Source organism: Kitasatospora sp. NPDC101183 (genome assembly GCF_044767945.1).
Classification (GTDB): Bacteria; Actinomycetota; Actinomycetes; order Streptomycetales; family Streptomycetaceae; genus Kitasatospora.
This window is the reverse complement of the sequence record NZ_JBIWOW010000032.1, coordinates 15,261-31,730: the sequence shown is the minus strand read 5'-3', so window position 1 is coordinate 31,730 and position 16,470 is coordinate 15,261. Positions and strand designations below refer to the sequence as shown.

The window sequence follows — 16,470 nt, the reverse complement described above, 5'->3', positions numbered from 1 at the left end:
GCGCTGCCTTGCGCCGCATCGCGCTGCGGCGGGGCCGGCGCGGGGCGCTGCGGCGGGCCGGGCGCGAGGCTCCGCGCTGCGGCGGGCTACGCGGGGGCGGCCTCGGCCGCCTCCTGCGGGCGGGCCCGGTCGGCTCCGCCCCCGGCCTCGGCGTTGCCGCCGTCCGCCGTGCCGCCGCCGTCCGCCGGTGACTGCGGGCGGGCCGCCCGGCCCAGCAGGACGGCGACCAGAACGGCGGTGACGACCAGCGCCGCCGAACCGGTGCGCATCGCCAGGTGGAGGCCCTCGGTGAAGGCGCCGTCCACCGCCTCCTGCAACGGCCCGGGCAGTGCCGCAGCCGCCGCCCCGGCCTGGTGCGCGCCGCCGGTGGGGGCGTCCGTGAGGGAGCCGACGCTCTCCGACGGCACGCCCAACCGGTGCAGGGAGGAGGTGAGTTCGTCGGTCATCCGGCTGGTCATGACGGCGCCGAGCGCCGCGATCCCGAACACGCCGCCGAGTTCGCGCAGGGTGCCGATCGTCGCCGAGGCCATCCCCATCTGCACCGGGGCGACCCTCTGCAGCACCGCGACCGAGATCGGGGTGAAGGTCAGCCCCATGCCGAAGCCCATCGTGAACAGCGTCCACACGTAGCCGACGTAGTGGGCGTCATCGCCGTAGAGCGACAGCCCGCCCAGGCCCAGGGCGCAGAGCGCGATCCCGACCACCATCGGCAGCCTGGGGCCGTACTTCGTCGCGAGGCGGCCGGACAGCGGGCCCGCGACCACCAGCATCGCCGTCATCGGCAGCCCTCCGTAGCCCGCGCCGGACGGGGACCAGCCGAGCACCCCCTGCATCATCAGCGGCAGGAAGAACATCGCCCCGAACATCCCGAAGCTGACCATGAAGGCGCCCAGCAGCGCGCCGCTGAGCGCGCCGTCGCGGAACAGCTCGAGCTCCAGCATCGGCTCGGCCAGGCGCAGTTCGAGCACCAGGAAGGCGATCAACAGCGCGGCGCCGGCGATGCCGCAGCCGAGCACCACGGCGCTGCTCCAGCCGCGCGAGGGGCCCTCGATCAGGGCGTAGACCAGCAGGCCGAGGCCCGCCGCCGACAGCGCGAAGCCGCCGTAGTCGATCCTCCGGGCGCGCGGCGGGATCTCCGGGAGGACCTTGGCCGCGAGCACCACCCCGGCCAGGCCGATCGGCACGTTGATCCAGAACACGCTGGACCAGCCGAGGTGTTCGACCATCGGGCCGCCGATGACCGGACCGACGGCGAGGCCGAGCGCGGACACCCCGGACCAGAGGCCGATGGCCTTGGCCCGTTCCGCCTGGTCGGTGAACACGTGGCCCAGCAGGCTGAGGCTGCCCGGCGTGAGCACCGCGGCCCCGATGCCCTGGAGCATCCGCGCCGCGACCAGCACGCCGATCGACCCGGCGAGCGCCGCCACGGCGGAACCGGCCGTGAACAGGGCCAGACCCAGGACGAACATCCGGGCGCGGCCGTACCGGTCGCCCAGGGCGCCGCCGGTCAGGACGAGGGCGGCGTAGATCAGGCTGTAGCCCTCGGCGACCCACTGGAGGCCGCTGATCCCGGCGTCCAGGTCCTGCCCGATGCGGGGCAGGGCGACGTTGACGATGACGTTGTCCAGCATGGCCATGAACATGGCGATGCAGAGTGTGAGCAGCGCCAGCCCCTTGCGGCGTGCGCTCGACTCCCCCATGGAGAACTCCTCCCGAACTCCTGCCCCTAACGGTGTTAGGGGCGATTCCGACACGCACAGAGTGCCCCTAACACCGTTAGATTGCAAGCCGGATCCCCGACCTGCGGGTTCACCCGTCGCACCGCCGTGGCACTGTTGAGGCGCCGCGCACCGCACCACCGGTGCGCACCACCGATCCGCCCGACCACTGGAGGCGTCCGAACAGCCATGCCGGAGAATGACCACGCGACACCCGCCGTGACCAGGGAAGCCCTCGCCCAGGCAGCGCTTCGCGTGCTGGAGCGGGACGGCCTCGCCGGACTGTCGATGCGCAAGGTCGCCGCCGAGGTCGGCGTCAAGGCGGCCTCGCTGTACTGGCACGTCCGCAACAAGGAGGAACTGCTCGACCTCCTCAACGACGCCATCCTCGCCAAGGCCGACCCACCACCGCGCGAGGGCGGCTGGCGGGAGCAGCTCGCCGAGTACTGCCGCCGCTACCGCCGACTGCTCCTCGGCAACCGGGACGCCGCCAAGGTCATCGCCGGCCGGCTCGTCCCCGGCCCGTGCATGTTCGACCTGCTGGAGGACCAGCTCGACCGACTGCGCGCCGCCGGGCTGACCGACTCCGACACGGCCATGGCCTCCTACCTGCTCAGCTCCTTCGTCCAGGGCTTCGTACTCCAGGAGCAGACGCCGCTGTCCGCCGCCGAGGCCGGCGGGGCCAGCCGGCTGGAGGTCGTCACCTCCGTCGCCGACCAGTTCAAGGCGCTGCCCACCGAGCGCTACCCCAACCTGGTCGACCTCGCCGACGACCTCACCACGCCCAACATGGACGAGCGCTTCGAGTTCTGCGTCCAGCGCGTGCTCGACGGGCTCGCCGCACTGCTCCCGCCGGAGCGCCGCTGAGCGTGCCGGGGGCTTCCCGCCCCTGACCCGTCCCCGATCCGCCCCGGCCCGGTCCGCCGCTGGCCCACCCCCGGCCCGACCTGCGACGACGCCTCCGGCGCGCTGCTAGCATGGCGCGATCGTCAAGGGTTGGCAAAGAGCGGTGGGGACGGGGCGGGGCGGGACATGAGCGGCACTCAGGCGAGCACGGGCGGAGCGGCAGGCACAGGCGGAGCGGCGGGCACGGCGGACGCCCCCTCCGGGGCGGGCGAGGACGAGCCGACCGGCCACCAGCCGGGGGACCCGACGCCCGTCCCCGGCGGGCAGGTCGGCCCGCTGACCTTCGTCGCCCGGAAGGTCGGCGGGTGCCTCGGCGAGGTGCTCTTCGAACTCGTCGGCGGCGTCCTCGCCATGGCCCTCACCACCGCCTCGCTCGCGGCCGCCTTCCACGGCGTCAAGCTCCTCCACCGCGCCAGCGCCGCCGGCGCCTACGGGGTCGCAGCCCTCGGGTTGCTCGCCCTCGTCCACGGCATCCGGCACCTGCGTCGCCCCAAGGAGCAGCGCAGCCGCGCCGGGCGGTTCACCGCCACCGTCACCTCCGTCCTCGGCGGCTGGCTGGTCCTCTGCGTCGGCTACGCCTCCCTCGACACCGCCTTCGGCCTCAACATCGGTCTCTGAGGCCCGTTTTCACCCTGACCGGCCGCCCGCCGGGCTGCGCCTACGATACGAGTCATGATCGCCTACCTCCCGGCCGCCTTCTTCTTCCTCCTGTTCGGCCTCGGGGTCCTCCGCGACCGCCGTCGGTTCAGCAACGCCGTGCTGCTCGGTATCTCCGTCTCCCTCCTGTCACTGGCCCTGCTCGCCGAACTGCGCCACGCACCCACGCTGGTCGCCGAACTGGCCGCAGTCGCGATCGTCCTGCTGCCCGCCCTCGGCACGGTGGCCCTGGTCTGGTTCCTGATCGCCAACGGGCTCACCATGATCCGCAAGGAGGGCCGCCGGCCCGCCAACCTCCTCTCGCTGCTCGCCGGGCTCGGGATCATCGGCCTGTTCGCGCTGATGGCCGCTGCCATCGCCACCCGGTCGCCCCGCCTCGGCGTCCTGGCCGGCACGCTGCTCCTGGTCGTCCTCTACGTCTCCTTCCTGTTCGTCTGCTTCGTGGGCTACGCCTTCCTGTACGGCCGCCACCGGCCGCGCCGGGACGTGGACTTCGTGGTCGTCCTCGGCTCCGGACTGATCGGCGGCGAGCGCGTCCCGCCGCTCCTCGCCAGCCGGATCGACCGGGGCCGTGAGGTGTACGAGCAGCAGGCGGCCCGCGGCAACCCGCCGGTGCTGATCACCTCGGGCGGCCAGGGCCCGGACGAGAAGCTCCCGGAAGCCCACGCGATGGCGAACTACCTGACCGAGCGCGGCTTCCCGGCCGAGCACGTCGTACGGGAGGACCGCTCCCGCACCACCGAGGAGAACCTGCGGTTCAGCAGAGCCCTGATGGAGCAGGCCAAGCCCGACTACCGCTGTGTGGTCGTCACCAACAACTTCCACGCCTTCCGTGCGGCCCTCCTCGCCCGCAAGACCGGTGTCAACGGCCACGTCTTCGGTTCGCCGACCGCCGCCTACTACTGGCCCACCGCGACGATCCGGGAGTTCGCCGCCGTCTTCCTCTCGCACAAACTGGTCAACTTCGGTATCTGCGGCCTCCTCGCCCTCTGTGGGCTCCTCGCGATCCTCTGAGTTCTCTGAGCTCTCTGAGTCCTCTGGTTCCTCCACTCCTCCGGTCCCTGCGTTCATCCGTTCCTCCGACCGACCGCTCCCGTCCACCGGGCCGGCCGCACCTCGTCATCGGGTCCGGGTGTCGGGCCGGGGCCCCGGCCCGACACCCGGCGCCGCCTCAGGCCCCCGGGCGCGGGGCCAGGATCGCGCAGGTCGTGGTGCCGTGGGCATAGAGCTTGCCGTTCTCCACACCCACCACCCGGGCCTCCGCCGTCGCCATCGTCCGCCCCAGGTGCAGTACTTCGCCCTCGCAGCGCACCAGCCCCGAGTCCGCGAACAGCGGACGCAGCATGTGGACGTTGAGCTGCGTGGTCGTGTACCCGACCCCCGCCGGCAACCGGCTCAGCACCGCGCAGCCCAGTGCCGAGTCCAGCAGCGTGGCGAGGTATCCGCCGTGCACGGTGTTCATCGGGTTGTACAGGTGCTCACCCGGTTCGCCCTCGAACACCGCCACGCCCGGCTTCACTTCGGTCACGTGGAAGTCCATCGTGCTGCAGATCGCGGGCTCCTCGATCCGCCCGGCGATCATCTCCAGCAGAATCTCCTCTCCGGTCAGGTGGGTGTACTCCGCCAGCGGCGGGCCGGCCGTCCAGGTGTGCGTCCGGAAGCGCTGCTCCCGGCCGTCCGCTGACCCCTGCTCGTCGCCGCCGATCTCATGGTTCGTCATGGGACCAACCTGCCCTGCCCACCTCCCGCTCTCAAGTGCCACCTGTCGCACCGCAGATGGCCGATCCCACGGGAGCCGTGCCCTGTCGGTCCGCACCGTTCCGGAGCGGCGGGCCCCGGCACGCCGGCAGACGGCTCGTCATGGGCGCAGCCCTTCGAACAGATCCGTCTCCACCCATCCGTCCTCGCCGCCCCGGGCCGCCACCGGGCCCCTGGCGAGGTGGTAGTCCTCCGTCGGCCAGACCTCGCGTTCGACGTCCCGGGGGTGGGCCATGAACCTGACGCCGGGCTGGATCTGGGTGGCGTGGGCGAGCAGCGCCGCATCCCGTACGGCGAAGTACGCGGCGCAGTCGATCCGGGTGGTGGTGGCGAGGGCGGGCGGGGTATCGGGCCAGCCGGCCAGCAGCGCACCCATGGCCGACGGCACGCCCCGGGCCGTCATGCCCTCGTGCAGAGCCTGGAACCAGGCCCGGGAGAGGGCGAGGTGGTAGTAGAGCTTCGACACCTGCCAGGGCTCGCCCGCCCCCGGGCACCGGGAGGCGTCGGCCGCCGCCTCGACGGCCTCGACCGTGATCCGGTGCGCCATCACGTGGTCCGGGTGCGGGTACCCGCCGGTCTCGTCGTAGGTGATCACCACCTGCGGGCGGAACTCCCGGATCAGCGCGACCAGAGGTTCGGCCGCGGCATCCACCGGTTGGGCGGCGAAGCAGCCCTCGGGCAGGGGTTCGCCCGGGCCCGGCATCCCGGAGTCGACGAAGCCGAGGAAGCGCTGCCGCACGCCGAGGATCTCCCGGGCCTCCTCCATCTCCCGCCGGCGGATCCGGGCGAGATCGGCCCGGACCTCGGGCCTGTCCATCTCCGGGTTGAGCACCGAGCCGCGCTCTCCCCCGGTGCAGGTGGCGACCAGGACGTCCACGCCCTCGGCGGCGTACCGGGCGAGGGTGGCCGCGCCCTTGCTGGACTCGTCGTCGGGGTGCGCGTGCACGGTGAGCAGGCGCAGTCGGGTCTGGTGCTGGATCAACATCGAGGCCTCCATGGCGCTTCGGGGCGACGACGGGCGGTCGGCGACCACCCGTCCGGCGGCCGTGGTGACCGCTCGGAGCAGAAGCTAGGACGAACCCAGTCGATAGGTCAAGTCAATTTATTGGGTCCGACATAATTCATGTGCTCGACCCAGCAAGATGCGCTAGGCTCCCGCCATGACGAAGCCCAGCCCCACCGAGAACCTGCGCGAGATCAACAAGCGCCGCACCCGCGAGGCGATCTCGCGCGTCGCCACCAGACTCTTCATCGACCAGGGCTTCGACCGGACGACCATCGCGGAGGTCGCCGCCGCAGCCGGCGTCGCCAAGATGACCGTCACCAACCACTTCCCCCGCAAGGAGGACCTCCTGCTCGACCTGCACGAGGAGCTCGCCGGCAGGCCCGCCCGCGCGGTGGCCGCCCGAACACCCGGCGAGTCCGCACTCGCCGCCCTCCGCCGCGACTGCCTGGCCGCGCTCGACCGCCAGGACGCCCGACTCGGTTTCGCCGACCAGGCCTTCGCCCGCACGATCGCCGAGAGCCCCGCCCTCCTCGCCCGGCTGCGCGAACTGCACGAGCTGGGTGAGACGGCCCTCGCCGAGGCGCTCGCGGAGGCGACCCGCCCGACACCCGACCCCGACAACACCAGCGCCGACACAGACGACACCGACAGCGCCGACAGCACCGACAGCACGGACGACACCGCCCACGTCGACTTCGAGAGCCGGGTCGCCGCCGCCCTGCTCGCGGCCGTCGACCGGTCGCTGTTCACCGAGGTGTTCCGCCGCGTCCTCGCCGGCGAGGAGCACTCCGCCATCACGGCGGCAGTACGCCCCTCGGCCGTCCACGCCTTCGACCGATTGGAGGGAGCCCTCGGGGGCTTCGCCGTCCGCCCCGAGCACTGACCAGCCGCCACGCGCCAACCGCCCGACCCGCCCGCACTTGACGAAAGGTTGACCTGTTCACGGCAGAAGCTAGAAGCACACCACACCTATCGTCGCCCCATGCCCTCACAGCCCATCAGGTCCACCGCCCTGCCGGTCCTGCCCTACCGCAAGCCCACCCGCGGCCGGGACTACTGGGTCCTCGACAACGTCCTGCCCGATCCCGACGCCGTCCGTGAGCGCTGCCTGGAGCGCGGCGACTGGACCGAGGGCTACCCGTACCGCCCCGAGACGTGGCCGGGCCTGCGCACCATGCCCGGTCTCGAACCCGAGGAGCTGGCCCGGGTCGAGGCGCTGGTCCGCAAGGCCACCGGCGCCTCCCGGCTCTGGGTCCAGAGCACCCCGGGCGGCGGCACGCTCAACCACAACTGCGTCCAACTCGTGGGCGCGGGAGAGTCGGAGTCCCGTCCGCACACCGACTCCCGCGCGCTGTGCCGCTACGCCGCCGTGCTCTACCTCAGTCCGGAGGCCCCGAAGGACGCCGGCACGAGCTTCTACCGCCAGCAGTTCCCCGGCGGCCGGCTCGGGGGCAACCTGGTCAACGCCCCGCACAACAACCTGGTCGAGGCGCTCGGCACCCGGCACGTGCCCGTCGACCACTTCACCGAGGACGTCCGCGTCCCCAACCGCTACAACCAACTGCTGCTCTACCACGCCAACCTCATCCACAGCGCGACGAGCTACTACGGTGTCGAGCTGCCCGAACGCCGAATGACCGCGGTCTTCTTCTGGATGGCCTGACGACCGCACCCCACGGTCGGCCACACCCCACCCTCCCGCCGGTTCGGGCCCGCCCCGCCCGGGGACGATCACGCCATGGACACCCCCGATCCGGCCCTCCCGCCCACCGAAGCCGTCCACCCCGCCTGGTCGGGCATCGACGAGCTGCCCACCCTCGACCTGCTCCGCCTGATGAACGCCGAGGACCGCACCGTCCCGCTCGCCGTGGCCGCCGAGTTGGAGCGGATCGCCACCGTGGTGGACGCCGTGGCGGCCCGGATGGCCACGGGCGGGCGGCTGATCTACGCGGGCGCGGGAACGGCCGGCCGCCTCGGCGTGCTGGACGCCTCCGAGTGCCCACCGACCTTCGGCACCGACCCGGCGCTCGTCGTGGGCCTGATCGCGGGCGGCCCGTCGGCCCTGACCACCGCCGCCGAGGGCGCCGAGGACCGCGCCGACCTCGCGGAGGCCGACCTCGCCGCCCTCCACCCGACCCCCGCCGACACCGTGGTGGCCGTCTCCGCCTCGGGCCGCACCCCTTACGCGGTGGCCGCCGTACGGACCGCCCGCGCGGCCGGCGCCCTGACCGTGGCCCTCACCTGCACCCGCGGCTCCGCCCTGGCCCGGGCCGCCGAGTTGGCCGTCGAGGTGGAGGTGGGCCCCGAGGTCCTCGCCGGTTCGAGCCGCCTCAAGGCGGGCACCGCGCAGAAGCTGGTGCTCAACCTGCTCTCCACCGCCACGATGATCCGCCTGGGCCGGACGTACGGAAACCTGATGGTCGACCTCCGGGCCACCAACGCCAAGCTCCGCGACCGCGCCCACCGGATCGTCACGGAGGCCACCGGTGCCGACGACCGAACGGCACACCAGGCCCTGGAGGCGACCGGCGGACGCGCGAAGGACGCGGTCCTGATGCTCCTCGCCGACGTCGACGCCGCCACCGCCGCCCGCCTCCTCGCCGCCTCGGAAGGCCGCCTGCGCCGGGCCCTGAGCCAGGCCCTGCGAACGGCCGGTCCCTGAGGACCGGCCTCGTAGGCCCGGCGTCGAGGACGGGCTACTGCGTGTCGGCGGCGATCACCGTCCACGCCCTGTCCGAGCCCTCGTCCAGCCGCAGGTCGAAGGTGAAGTCGATCGGCCCGCGCTTGTGCGCGTCACCGCGCAGCACCTCTTCGGTGCGCCGGTCGACTTCGTAGTAGACGCCCTGTGCGTTGGCCGTGACGCGGAAGACGATCGGGTCCCGAGAGACGAGCGAACGCACCGTGACCGCCGTGACGGTGGCCTCGCGCAGGACGGTCCGGCGGGGCGTACGGACGGCGGTGAAGTCGAGGCTGCCGTCGTTGAGCACCCACTCCTCGAGGAACCGCTCGATGGCGACCTCGAGAACCGCTCGGTCGAAGCGGCCGTCGACGACGCTCAGATCGCCGGCCGCGTTGTCGGCGTCCGTGCTCCACGAGATGGTGGTCAGGGAGAGGACGTCGCTCCCCGCGGTGACCGTGCTGTTCCGCGCGACCTCGAGCACCGCGTCCCGGGCGACGTCCTTCTGGTCCCAGCCGTCGGTCTCGATGGCGTTGCTCAGGTGGTGCGCCCCCTCGGCGGCCTGTTCGATCGAGGAGACGATCCACTCCCCGGCCTCGGTCTTGCGCAGGGTCCAGTACTCGACCGGGCGGGTCGAGCCGTCCTTCCTCACGCTCTGCCGACCGTCACCGCTGCGTACGTAGTCGCGCAGCGTCGCGGTGATCCGGAAGGTGACGGTGTCGTTCACCTCGCCCGCCCGGTTGGCGACGTCGACCAGTTCGACCGCCGGACCGTCGACGACCTCCACGACGTTGACCTCGCCACGCGACTCGTAGTCGCGCAGCTCCTCGGACCACTTGCCGTACAGCACCGGGGACAGGATCTGCTGCAGCGTGGCGTAGTCGTGTCCGGTCCAGGCCCGCTGGGCCGTCCCGTACAGCCACACCACACGGCGCTCGAGCGCCTCGCGGTCGAAGGTCGCATCGGTGTCGGCGATGGCATCGACCCGGGCCGAGACGTGGGCGGCGCGCTCGCGCGCCTGCGCGTCCGCGCGGTGCGCCGTACGGTCCGAGACCGTGTTCAGGCCGACCGCCAACGCCGCCTTGCGGCGCCGGGACCTGACCCACAGGATCAGCAGGATCACGGCCACGATCACCAGCAGGGCGACGAGCCCACCGCCACCGGCTCCGAAACCGCTCCCGAAACCGAAGCCGAAACCGCCGCCGCCGTGCGACCCGTGGAAGCCGCCACCACCGTGGCTGCCCCCGCCGCCGCCTCCACCTCCGCCAAAGCCGTGACCGCCGCCACCGCCGCGGGCATAGGCGACCGCCGGGCTGCTCAGCGCCACAACTCCCGCGACCACGCACAACCACCGACCAACGCGCACCGGCCCTCCCTCCAAGAACCGCAGACCCTCCAGACACACAAGCCTACAAGCCCAGGATTCGCGGGAGGCTTCGAGCCCAACGGACCGCCGGCAGAGACAACGGCGGGCGGCTTGCCTCTTCCCCAGGGGCAGGGAGCAGAGTGGGCCGCGTGCACGAGGACGTGATCACCATCGGAGAGCTCGCGGCCAGGACCAGGCTCAGCCTCAAGGCCCTGCGCCTCTACGGGGAGCGGGGGCTGCTCCCGCCCGCCGAGGTCGATCCGCGCACCGGCTACCGCCGCTACGGCCCCGCCCAGGTCGAGCGGGCCCGCCGCATCGCGCTCCTGCGCGGCATCGGCATGCCGCTGGCGCGCATCGCACCGCTGCTCGACGCCGAGGGCGAGGAGTCCGTCCGGCTCCTGGCCGCGTACTGGCGCGAGCAGGAGCGGACACACACCGCCCGCCGCAGCACGGTGGGCTACGTCAAGGACGTTCTGACCGGAAGGAACCCGACCATGTACGAGATCCACGAGCGCGACGTCCCCGCACAGAAGGTGCTGTTCGTCCAACGCCACGTGACCGGCGCGGACCTCCCCCACTACCTCGCCGAGGCCGGCCAACAGCTGCTCGACCACCTACGGCAGGCGGACGCGTGCCTGTCCGGGCCGATCTTCGCCGTCTTCCACGGCCTGGTGGACGAGGACTCCGACGGGCCCGTCGAGGTCTGTGCCCCGACGGGGAACGCCGTCGAGCCGGGCGGGCGGATCGGGGTGCGCATCGAGGCCGCGCACCGAGAGGCGTACACCGCCCTGACCAAGCGGCACGAGGGCTACGCGGCGATGGCCGCCGCCCACGACGCCGTCGGCGCCTGGCTCGCCGAGCGCGGCCACGCCCGAAGCGCCTCCAACCGGGAGGTGTACCACCCGAACTGGGCCACCGCCGGGCCGGAGGAGCACGTGGTCGACGTCGCCGTCCCGTTCCGCCCCGGCCCCGGCACCCAGCCGGGGTGATCCTGCGGCCGCCAAGACCGCCCCGCGATCACCGCCGTGCCCGACCGGCGCCCGGACGTCACGGCTCGAGCAGCAGCTCCGAGGCCGTCACGACCTCCCCGAGGCGCGGGAAGTCCAGCTCCACCGAGGCCCGGTGCTCCTCCCCCGTGAGCGCCGCCATGGCGTCCTCGACGAAGACCAGCTCGTAGCCGTGGTCCGCGGCGGCGCGGGCGGTGGACTCCACGCCCAGGTTGGTGGCGATCCCCGCGAACACCAGGGTGTCGATCTTCCGCACGGCCAGCAGGTCCTGCAGCCCGGTGTTCTGGAAGCCGCCGATGGTGCGCTTGACCACGACCTCGTCGGCCACCGCGGCGACCTCCGCCGCCAGGTCGCTGCCGGGCGGCTGCTCGGCGACGTTCGGCCGCTCCACCCGCACCGCGACGACCAGGCCGCCGGCCTCCCGGAAGGCCCGGGCGAGGCCGAGGGAGGTGGCCAGCACCTCCGAACCCGGGCGCGGCGCGAGCCGGTTGGCGATGATCCGGTCCATCAGGTCGATCAGGACGAGGGCCGTACGGCGGGGATCCAGAGTGGTCACGCGCCTCACGCTAGCGCACGCCGACGGACGCTAGCGGGCCTGCCCGCCCCCGCCTGTCTCCGCCGCCTCGCGGGCGATCTCGGCCCGGAAGCCCTCGATCAGCACCCGCAGCCCGTAGTCGAAGTCCGCGTCGTGGTCGGTCATCCGCAGCACCTCCGCGGCCTCGCTCAGCAGCGGGAGCCTGCTCAACGCCTCGTCGGGGAAGACCTCGTGCCCTCGGTCGGCCGCGCCGTGCCGCCAGGCCTGCTCCTCGGTGACCCAGCCCATGATGTAGCGGTCGACGGTGAGCAGCAGCCGCAGCGCCGTCCGGGGCCGTAGCCCTGCCCCGCACAGGGCACGGAGCTGCGCCTCGACGGCGGGCAGCTCGTCCGCCGTGGGCAGGGTGCCGGCGTGCACCCGGGCGCCGTCGCGGTAGGCGAGCAGCGCGTGGCGCTTGGCGCGGGCGTCGGCGGCGATCCAGTCCGGCCAGTGCTCCGGGCCGGGCTCGCGGTCGGGCGGCAGCGCCTCGGCGAGCATGGCCTCCGCCATGAGGTCGAGCAGTTCGCGCTTGTTCTTGAAGTGCCAGTACAGCGCCGGGGACTGCACGCCGAGTTCGCGGGCGAGCCGCCGGGTCGTGAGCCCCTCGATGCCCTCCTCGTTGAGCAGGCGCAGCGCCGTGCGCACCACCTCGTCGCGTTGCAGCGCCATCCGCAGCCCGCCTCTCCGCACCACCCGAAAAAAGAAGTTGCCGCTCCACCTTATCGCCGCTAAGTTCCCGAGCTGGAACTTATCAGCGATAAGGAAGGCTGTGGCGCCCACGCCGTCGGCCGCGAAGGGACCGTCCATCCGCATGTCCGCACTCCTCGCCCGCCTGCTGCCGAACACCGCCCCCTGGCGCGACTCCCGGGACTTCCGGCTGACGTGGACGTCCGGCACCGTCACCATGCTCGGCTCGATCTTCACCATGACCGCGATCCCGCTGCAGATCGCCCACCTCACCAGCTCCCCGCTCGCCGTGGGCGCGGTCGGCGCGGTGGAGCTCGTGCCGGCGGTCCTGTTCGGCCTGTACGGCGGCGTGCTCGCCGACCGCGCCGACCGGCGCACCGTCGCCCTGGTCACCGAGGTCGCCCTCGCCGCGCTCAGCGCGCTCCTGCTGGCCAACGCCCTGCTGGGCACCCCGGCCGTCTGGCCGCTCTACGCGGCCGCCGGGGTGGCGGCGGCCCTCCAGGGCATCCAGCAGCCCTCGCTCGACGCGATGATCCCCCGCCTCGTCCCGCACGAACAACTGGTCGCGGCCGGCGCTCTGCTGTCGCTGCGCGGGAGCATCGCCACCGTGGCGGCGCCGGCCGCCGCCGGGCTGCTGATCGCGGGGGCGGGCGTCCCGGCGGCCTTCCTGGTGGACCTCGCCACCTTCCTGGTCTCCATCGCCCTGCTCGCCCGCGTCCGGCCGGTGCCCTCCGAGCGCGACGCCGAGTCGCCGCAGCTCGGCGAGTTCGTCGAGGGCGCCCGGTACGCGGCCCGCCGACCGGACCTGGTGGGCACCTACCTGGCCGACCTCGCGGCCACCGTCTTCGCCCTGCCCACCGCGCTCTTCCCCTTCCTCGCCCAGGAGTTGGACGCGGTCTGGGCGCTGGGCCTGCTCTACTCCTCCGCGGCCGTCGGCAGCCTGCTCGCCGCCGCGACCGGCGGCTGGACGGAACGCGTCCACCGGCACGGCCGCCTGGTGCTGCTCTCCGTCGCCCTGGTCGGAGCGGCGACCGCCACGGCCGCCGTGGCCCCGGGCCTGTGGGCCGTCCTGCTCTGCCTGACCGTCGCGGGCGCCGCGCACTGGATCGGGGACACCTTCCGCAGCGCCATCTGGAACCAGTCCATACCGGACGAACTCCGGGGCCGGGCCGCCGGCCTGGAGATGCTGATCGGCTCCGCCGGGCCCGCCCTCGGCGACCTGCGGGCCGGTGGCCTCGCCGCCCGGCAGGGCATCCTCGCCGCGCTGCGCACCGGTGGCCTGCTCTGCCTCGGAAGCGCCGCCGTCCTGCCCGCCGCATTCCCCGCCCTGTGGCGCTACGACCAGCGCGCGCACGGGCGGGAGCCGAGCCCCGCAGAGTCGACCCCCTGACGCCAACTCACCCGCACTCCCGGAGCGGAGGATTCCCTACGTACTCGATGCATCCGTACGCCGCCTGCCCGACCCTCTCGCTCCGAGCACCTGGTCGACGAGGCCGCGTCAAGCGAAGACTTGCCCACAGATCGTCGACCGATGCTTCGTCAATCGTTCACCGCAGGAGGTCTACCCGCATAGACGGACCGGTGATGGCATGGACACACCGCCCGGCTGCCGGAGCCCGGGCCCGTCCCAGGAGCCCCCATGTCCCGCCACCGCCGCCTCGCCACAGTCCTCGCCACCGCCGTCCTGACGGCCGCCGCCCTCACCACCGGTGCCGCCGCCCACGCCGCCCCCGTTGCGCACACCACCGGTACCACCCTCGACGCGAGCTGCTCCCAGGCCTACCTCCCGCTTCCCGACCCGGCCTGCACCCCCGGCGCCACCAACCCGGACGTCACCCAGGACACCATCGACACCACCATCTGCGTCCCGGGCTACAGCACCTCGATCCGCCCGTCGAGCAGCTACACCACCCGCCTGAAGATCCAGCAGATCGCCCAGTACGGCTACGACGACACCAACACGGCCGACTACGAGGAGGACCACTTCATCCCGCTCTCCCTCGGCGGCCACCCGACCGACCCCAACAACCTGTGGCCCGAGCCCCGTTACGCCACCGGCGCGAGCGGCATGACCTCCACCGACAAGGACACCGTCGAGTACAAGCTCTACAAGGCCGTCTGCAACCACCAGGTCGCCCTGGTGCCCGCCCAGCAGGCCATCTCCACGGACTGGACCACCGCGCTCTCCGTCCTCGGCCTCAGCTGACCGAGCCCCACCGCACCGCACACACCACCGCACCGCACACACCACCGGCACCACCACCGGAACCGCCGCGCGCCCCACCGCGCGGCGGACCAACCGGGCTTCCCCATCGCACGGTTCAGAGACCGAGCGCCCGCGCCGATGCCCCGATCGGCGCGGGCAGCTCCGTCCACCCGCGCAGGTACCGGTCCACCGCCGCGGCCGCCGCCCGGCCCTCGGCGATCGCCCAGACGATCAGCGACTGTCCGCGCCCCGCGTCCCCGGCCACGAACACCCCGGGCGGCCCGGCGGCGAAGCCCTCGTCCCGCTCCAGGGTCCCCTCCGGCCCGAGGGCGAGGCCGAGTTGACCGAACAGCGCGTCCGGCTCGGGCCCGGTGAAGCCCAGCGCGAGCAGCGCCAGGCGCGCCGGTACGGTCCGCTCGGTGCCGGGCCTCGGGCGGCGGCCGCCCTGCTCCGCCTCGGCGAAGCGGACGGCAGCCAGCCGACCGTCCGGCCCCGGCTCGAAGCCGACCGTGGCCGCCGCGAACAGCCGGCCCCCGGCCCGTGCGGCCCCGCACTCCTCGTGCGAGGTCGTCTCCCGCTCGACCTTGGGGTGGAGGGGCCAGGGCTGCCCGGCCGACCGCCGCACCGGCGGGCGCGGGTTGATGTCCAGCTGCGTGACGGAGGCAGCGCCCTCGCGCAGCGCCGTCCCCAGGCAGTCCGCCGCCGTGTCCCCACCGCCGACGATCACCACGTCCAGCCCCTCGGCGGAGAGAGGCGAGTCGGCACGGTCCCCCTCGTCCACCCGGTTCGCCCAGGTCAGGTACTCCATCGCGGGATGCACCCCGGGCAACCCCCGCCCCGGCACGGGCAGTTCCCGGCAGGCGCCGGCGCCCACCGCGACCACCACCGCCTCGTACTCGGCCCGCAACTGCTCCCCGGGCACGTCCCGCCCCACCCGCACCCCGGTGCGCAGCGCCGTACCCTCCTCCCGCAGTTGGTCGAGGCGTCGCTCCAGCCGGTGCTTCTCCAGCCGGAACGGCGGGATGCCGTAGCGCAGCAGCCCGCCGGCCCGGTCCGCCCGCTCGTACACCGTGACGGCGTGGCCGGCCCGGGTGAGCTGCTGGGCGGCGGCCAGCCCGGCCGGGCCCGAGCCGATCACGGCGACCCGACGCCCGTCGCCCCGGTCGGCGGGGTGCGGCCGGTCCCAGCCCTCCTCCCGGGCCAGGTCCGCGAGCGCCAGCTCGACGTTCTTGATCGCCACGGCCCCGAGCGCCGGCACCGGCCCGGCCCCCGGCCCAGCCCCCGGCCCGACCTCCGTCCCGGCCCCCACCCCTGCAACCACCCCCGCCCCGGCCCCGCCGATCGCCAACACACAGGCGCTCTCGCACGGCGCCGGGCAGAGCCGCCCCGTGAACTCCGGGAAGTTGTTCGTCGCCAGCAGCCAGCGGGCCGCCGCCCGCCAGTCGCCGTGCGCGGCGAGCCGGTTCCACTCCGGCACCAGGTTCCCCAGCGGGCAGGCGCTGTGGCAGAACGGGAGCCCGCAGTCCATGCACCGCGCGGCCTGCCCGCTCACCAACGGCAGCGGCGGCCCGGGCCGGTACACCTCCCGCCGGTCCCCGACCCGCTCCCGCGCGTCACGCCGCTCCCGCTCCGCGCGCGGGGTCCTGAGGAAAGCCATCCGCTCTGCCATCACGGCCTCCGGCGGAGGCGTGCCGACGTTCCTGCCCGACGTCCGTCCCGACGTCCGGCCCGGCAGACCCACCCGGCATCCTGCCCAGGGGCCCGGGCCCGGCGGCGCGCCACCGTGAAGCCACCGTACGCCCCGAAGCCCCGCACAACACCCCGAGCCCCCACGCACCCACCCCAGCGCGCACCGAACGCCCGCACGCCCGAGCCCCACCCCTCGTACGCCCCCGAAGCGCCGCGCAA

16 protein-coding genes are annotated in these 16,470 nt (G+C 73.6%); 9 read left to right on the top strand and 7 right to left on the bottom strand.

Features of this window, described 5'->3' with window-relative positions:
- Positions 1–86: 86 nt before the first annotated feature.
- Positions 87–1,700: a DHA2 family efflux MFS transporter permease subunit gene (locus tag ACIRRS_RS33000; protein ID WP_402978785.1), complete on the bottom strand. Its 1,614-nt coding sequence runs from the start codon at positions 1,698–1,700 to the stop codon at positions 87–89.
- Positions 1,701–1,937: 237 nt separating this feature from the next.
- Between ACIRRS_RS33000 and ACIRRS_RS32995 the strand changes: the two genes are divergently transcribed.
- The 3 genes from ACIRRS_RS32995 to ACIRRS_RS32985 all read left to right on the top strand — a co-directional run bounded on the left by ACIRRS_RS32995 (position 1,938) and on the right by ACIRRS_RS32985 (position 4,295).
- A complete protein-coding gene (locus tag ACIRRS_RS32995; protein WP_402978782.1) occupies positions 1,938–2,585 on the top strand; it encodes a TetR/AcrR family transcriptional regulator C-terminal domain-containing protein in 648 nt (215 codons plus the stop codon).
- A gap of 165 nt (positions 2,586–2,750) precedes the next feature.
- Positions 2,751–3,242: a hypothetical protein gene (locus tag ACIRRS_RS32990; RefSeq protein ID WP_402978779.1), complete on the top strand. Its 492-nt coding sequence runs from the start codon at positions 2,751–2,753 to the stop codon at positions 3,240–3,242.
- 54 nt (positions 3,243–3,296) lie between these two features.
- Positions 3,297–4,295: a YdcF family protein gene (locus ACIRRS_RS32985; RefSeq protein ID WP_402978776.1), complete on the top strand. Its 999-nt coding sequence runs from the start codon at positions 3,297–3,299 to the stop codon at positions 4,293–4,295.
- A 157-nt stretch (positions 4,296–4,452) separates the two neighbouring features.
- Here ACIRRS_RS32985 and ACIRRS_RS32980 read toward each other — a convergent pair whose 3' ends face one another.
- Both ACIRRS_RS32980 and mca read right to left on the bottom strand, forming a co-directional pair.
- Complete coding sequence (locus ACIRRS_RS32980; protein WP_402978774.1) at positions 4,453–5,001, bottom strand: PaaI family thioesterase; 549 nt, start codon at positions 4,999–5,001, stop codon at positions 4,453–4,455.
- A gap of 138 nt (positions 5,002–5,139) precedes the next feature.
- Complete coding sequence (gene mca / locus ACIRRS_RS32975) at positions 5,140–6,024, bottom strand: mycothiol conjugate amidase Mca (protein ID WP_402978772.1); 885 nt, start codon at positions 6,022–6,024, stop codon at positions 5,140–5,142.
- A 175-nt stretch (positions 6,025–6,199) separates the two neighbouring features.
- On the opposite strand from mca, the gene ACIRRS_RS32970 reads away from it, so the two are divergent.
- The 3 genes from ACIRRS_RS32970 (at position 6,200) to murQ (ending at position 8,707) form a co-directional block, all read left to right on the top strand.
- Positions 6,200–6,928, top strand: a complete 729-nt coding sequence (locus ACIRRS_RS32970) for a TetR/AcrR family transcriptional regulator (RefSeq protein ID WP_402978769.1) — start codon at positions 6,200–6,202, stop codon at positions 6,926–6,928.
- Positions 6,929–7,027: 99 nt separating this feature from the next.
- Positions 7,028–7,708, top strand: coding sequence for a DUF6445 family protein (locus tag ACIRRS_RS32965; protein WP_402978767.1), 681 nt, complete (start codon positions 7,028–7,030; stop codon positions 7,706–7,708).
- Between the two features lie 75 nt (positions 7,709–7,783).
- Positions 7,784–8,707, top strand: a complete 924-nt coding sequence (gene murQ, locus ACIRRS_RS32960) for an N-acetylmuramic acid 6-phosphate etherase (protein ID WP_402978764.1) — start codon at positions 7,784–7,786, stop codon at positions 8,705–8,707.
- A 34-nt stretch (positions 8,708–8,741) separates the two neighbouring features.
- On the opposite strand, the gene ACIRRS_RS32955 is transcribed toward murQ, so the two are convergent.
- On the bottom strand, positions 8,742–9,851 hold the full coding sequence (locus ACIRRS_RS32955) for a TIM44-like domain-containing protein (protein WP_402978761.1): 1,110 nt from the start codon (positions 9,849–9,851) through the stop codon (positions 8,742–8,744).
- Positions 9,852–10,237: 386 nt separating this feature from the next.
- On the opposite strand from ACIRRS_RS32955, the gene ACIRRS_RS32950 reads away from it, so the two are divergent.
- On the top strand, positions 10,238–11,077 hold the full coding sequence (locus ACIRRS_RS32950) for a MerR family transcriptional regulator (RefSeq protein ID WP_402978758.1): 840 nt from the start codon (positions 10,238–10,240) through the stop codon (positions 11,075–11,077).
- A gap of 58 nt (positions 11,078–11,135) precedes the next feature.
- Here ACIRRS_RS32950 and ACIRRS_RS32945 read toward each other — a convergent pair whose 3' ends face one another.
- Together ACIRRS_RS32945 and ACIRRS_RS32940 are read right to left on the bottom strand one after the other, a co-directional pair.
- Complete coding sequence (locus ACIRRS_RS32945; protein WP_402978755.1) at positions 11,136–11,651, bottom strand: isochorismatase family protein; 516 nt, start codon at positions 11,649–11,651, stop codon at positions 11,136–11,138.
- Between the two features lie 30 nt (positions 11,652–11,681).
- Positions 11,682–12,338 carry a TetR/AcrR family transcriptional regulator C-terminal domain-containing protein gene (locus ACIRRS_RS32940; protein WP_402978752.1) on the bottom strand — a complete coding sequence of 219 codons (657 nt, stop codon included), beginning with the start codon at positions 12,336–12,338 and terminating at the stop codon, positions 11,682–11,684.
- A gap of 142 nt (positions 12,339–12,480) precedes the next feature.
- On the opposite strand from ACIRRS_RS32940, the gene ACIRRS_RS32935 reads away from it, so the two are divergent.
- Positions 12,481–13,746, top strand: a complete 1,266-nt coding sequence (locus tag ACIRRS_RS32935; RefSeq protein WP_402978749.1) for an MFS transporter — start codon at positions 12,481–12,483, stop codon at positions 13,744–13,746.
- 249 nt (positions 13,747–13,995) lie between these two features.
- Positions 13,996–14,562 carry a hypothetical protein gene (locus ACIRRS_RS32930; protein WP_402978746.1) on the top strand — a complete coding sequence of 189 codons (567 nt, stop codon included), beginning with the start codon at positions 13,996–13,998 and terminating at the stop codon, positions 14,560–14,562.
- Positions 14,563–14,677: 115 nt separating this feature from the next.
- Here the strand turns inward: ACIRRS_RS32930 and ACIRRS_RS32925 are convergent, their stop codons facing one another.
- Complete coding sequence (locus tag ACIRRS_RS32925) at positions 14,678–16,231, bottom strand: glutamate synthase subunit beta (RefSeq protein WP_402978743.1); 1,554 nt, start codon at positions 16,229–16,231, stop codon at positions 14,678–14,680.
- Positions 16,232–16,470: the final 239 nt, after the last annotated feature.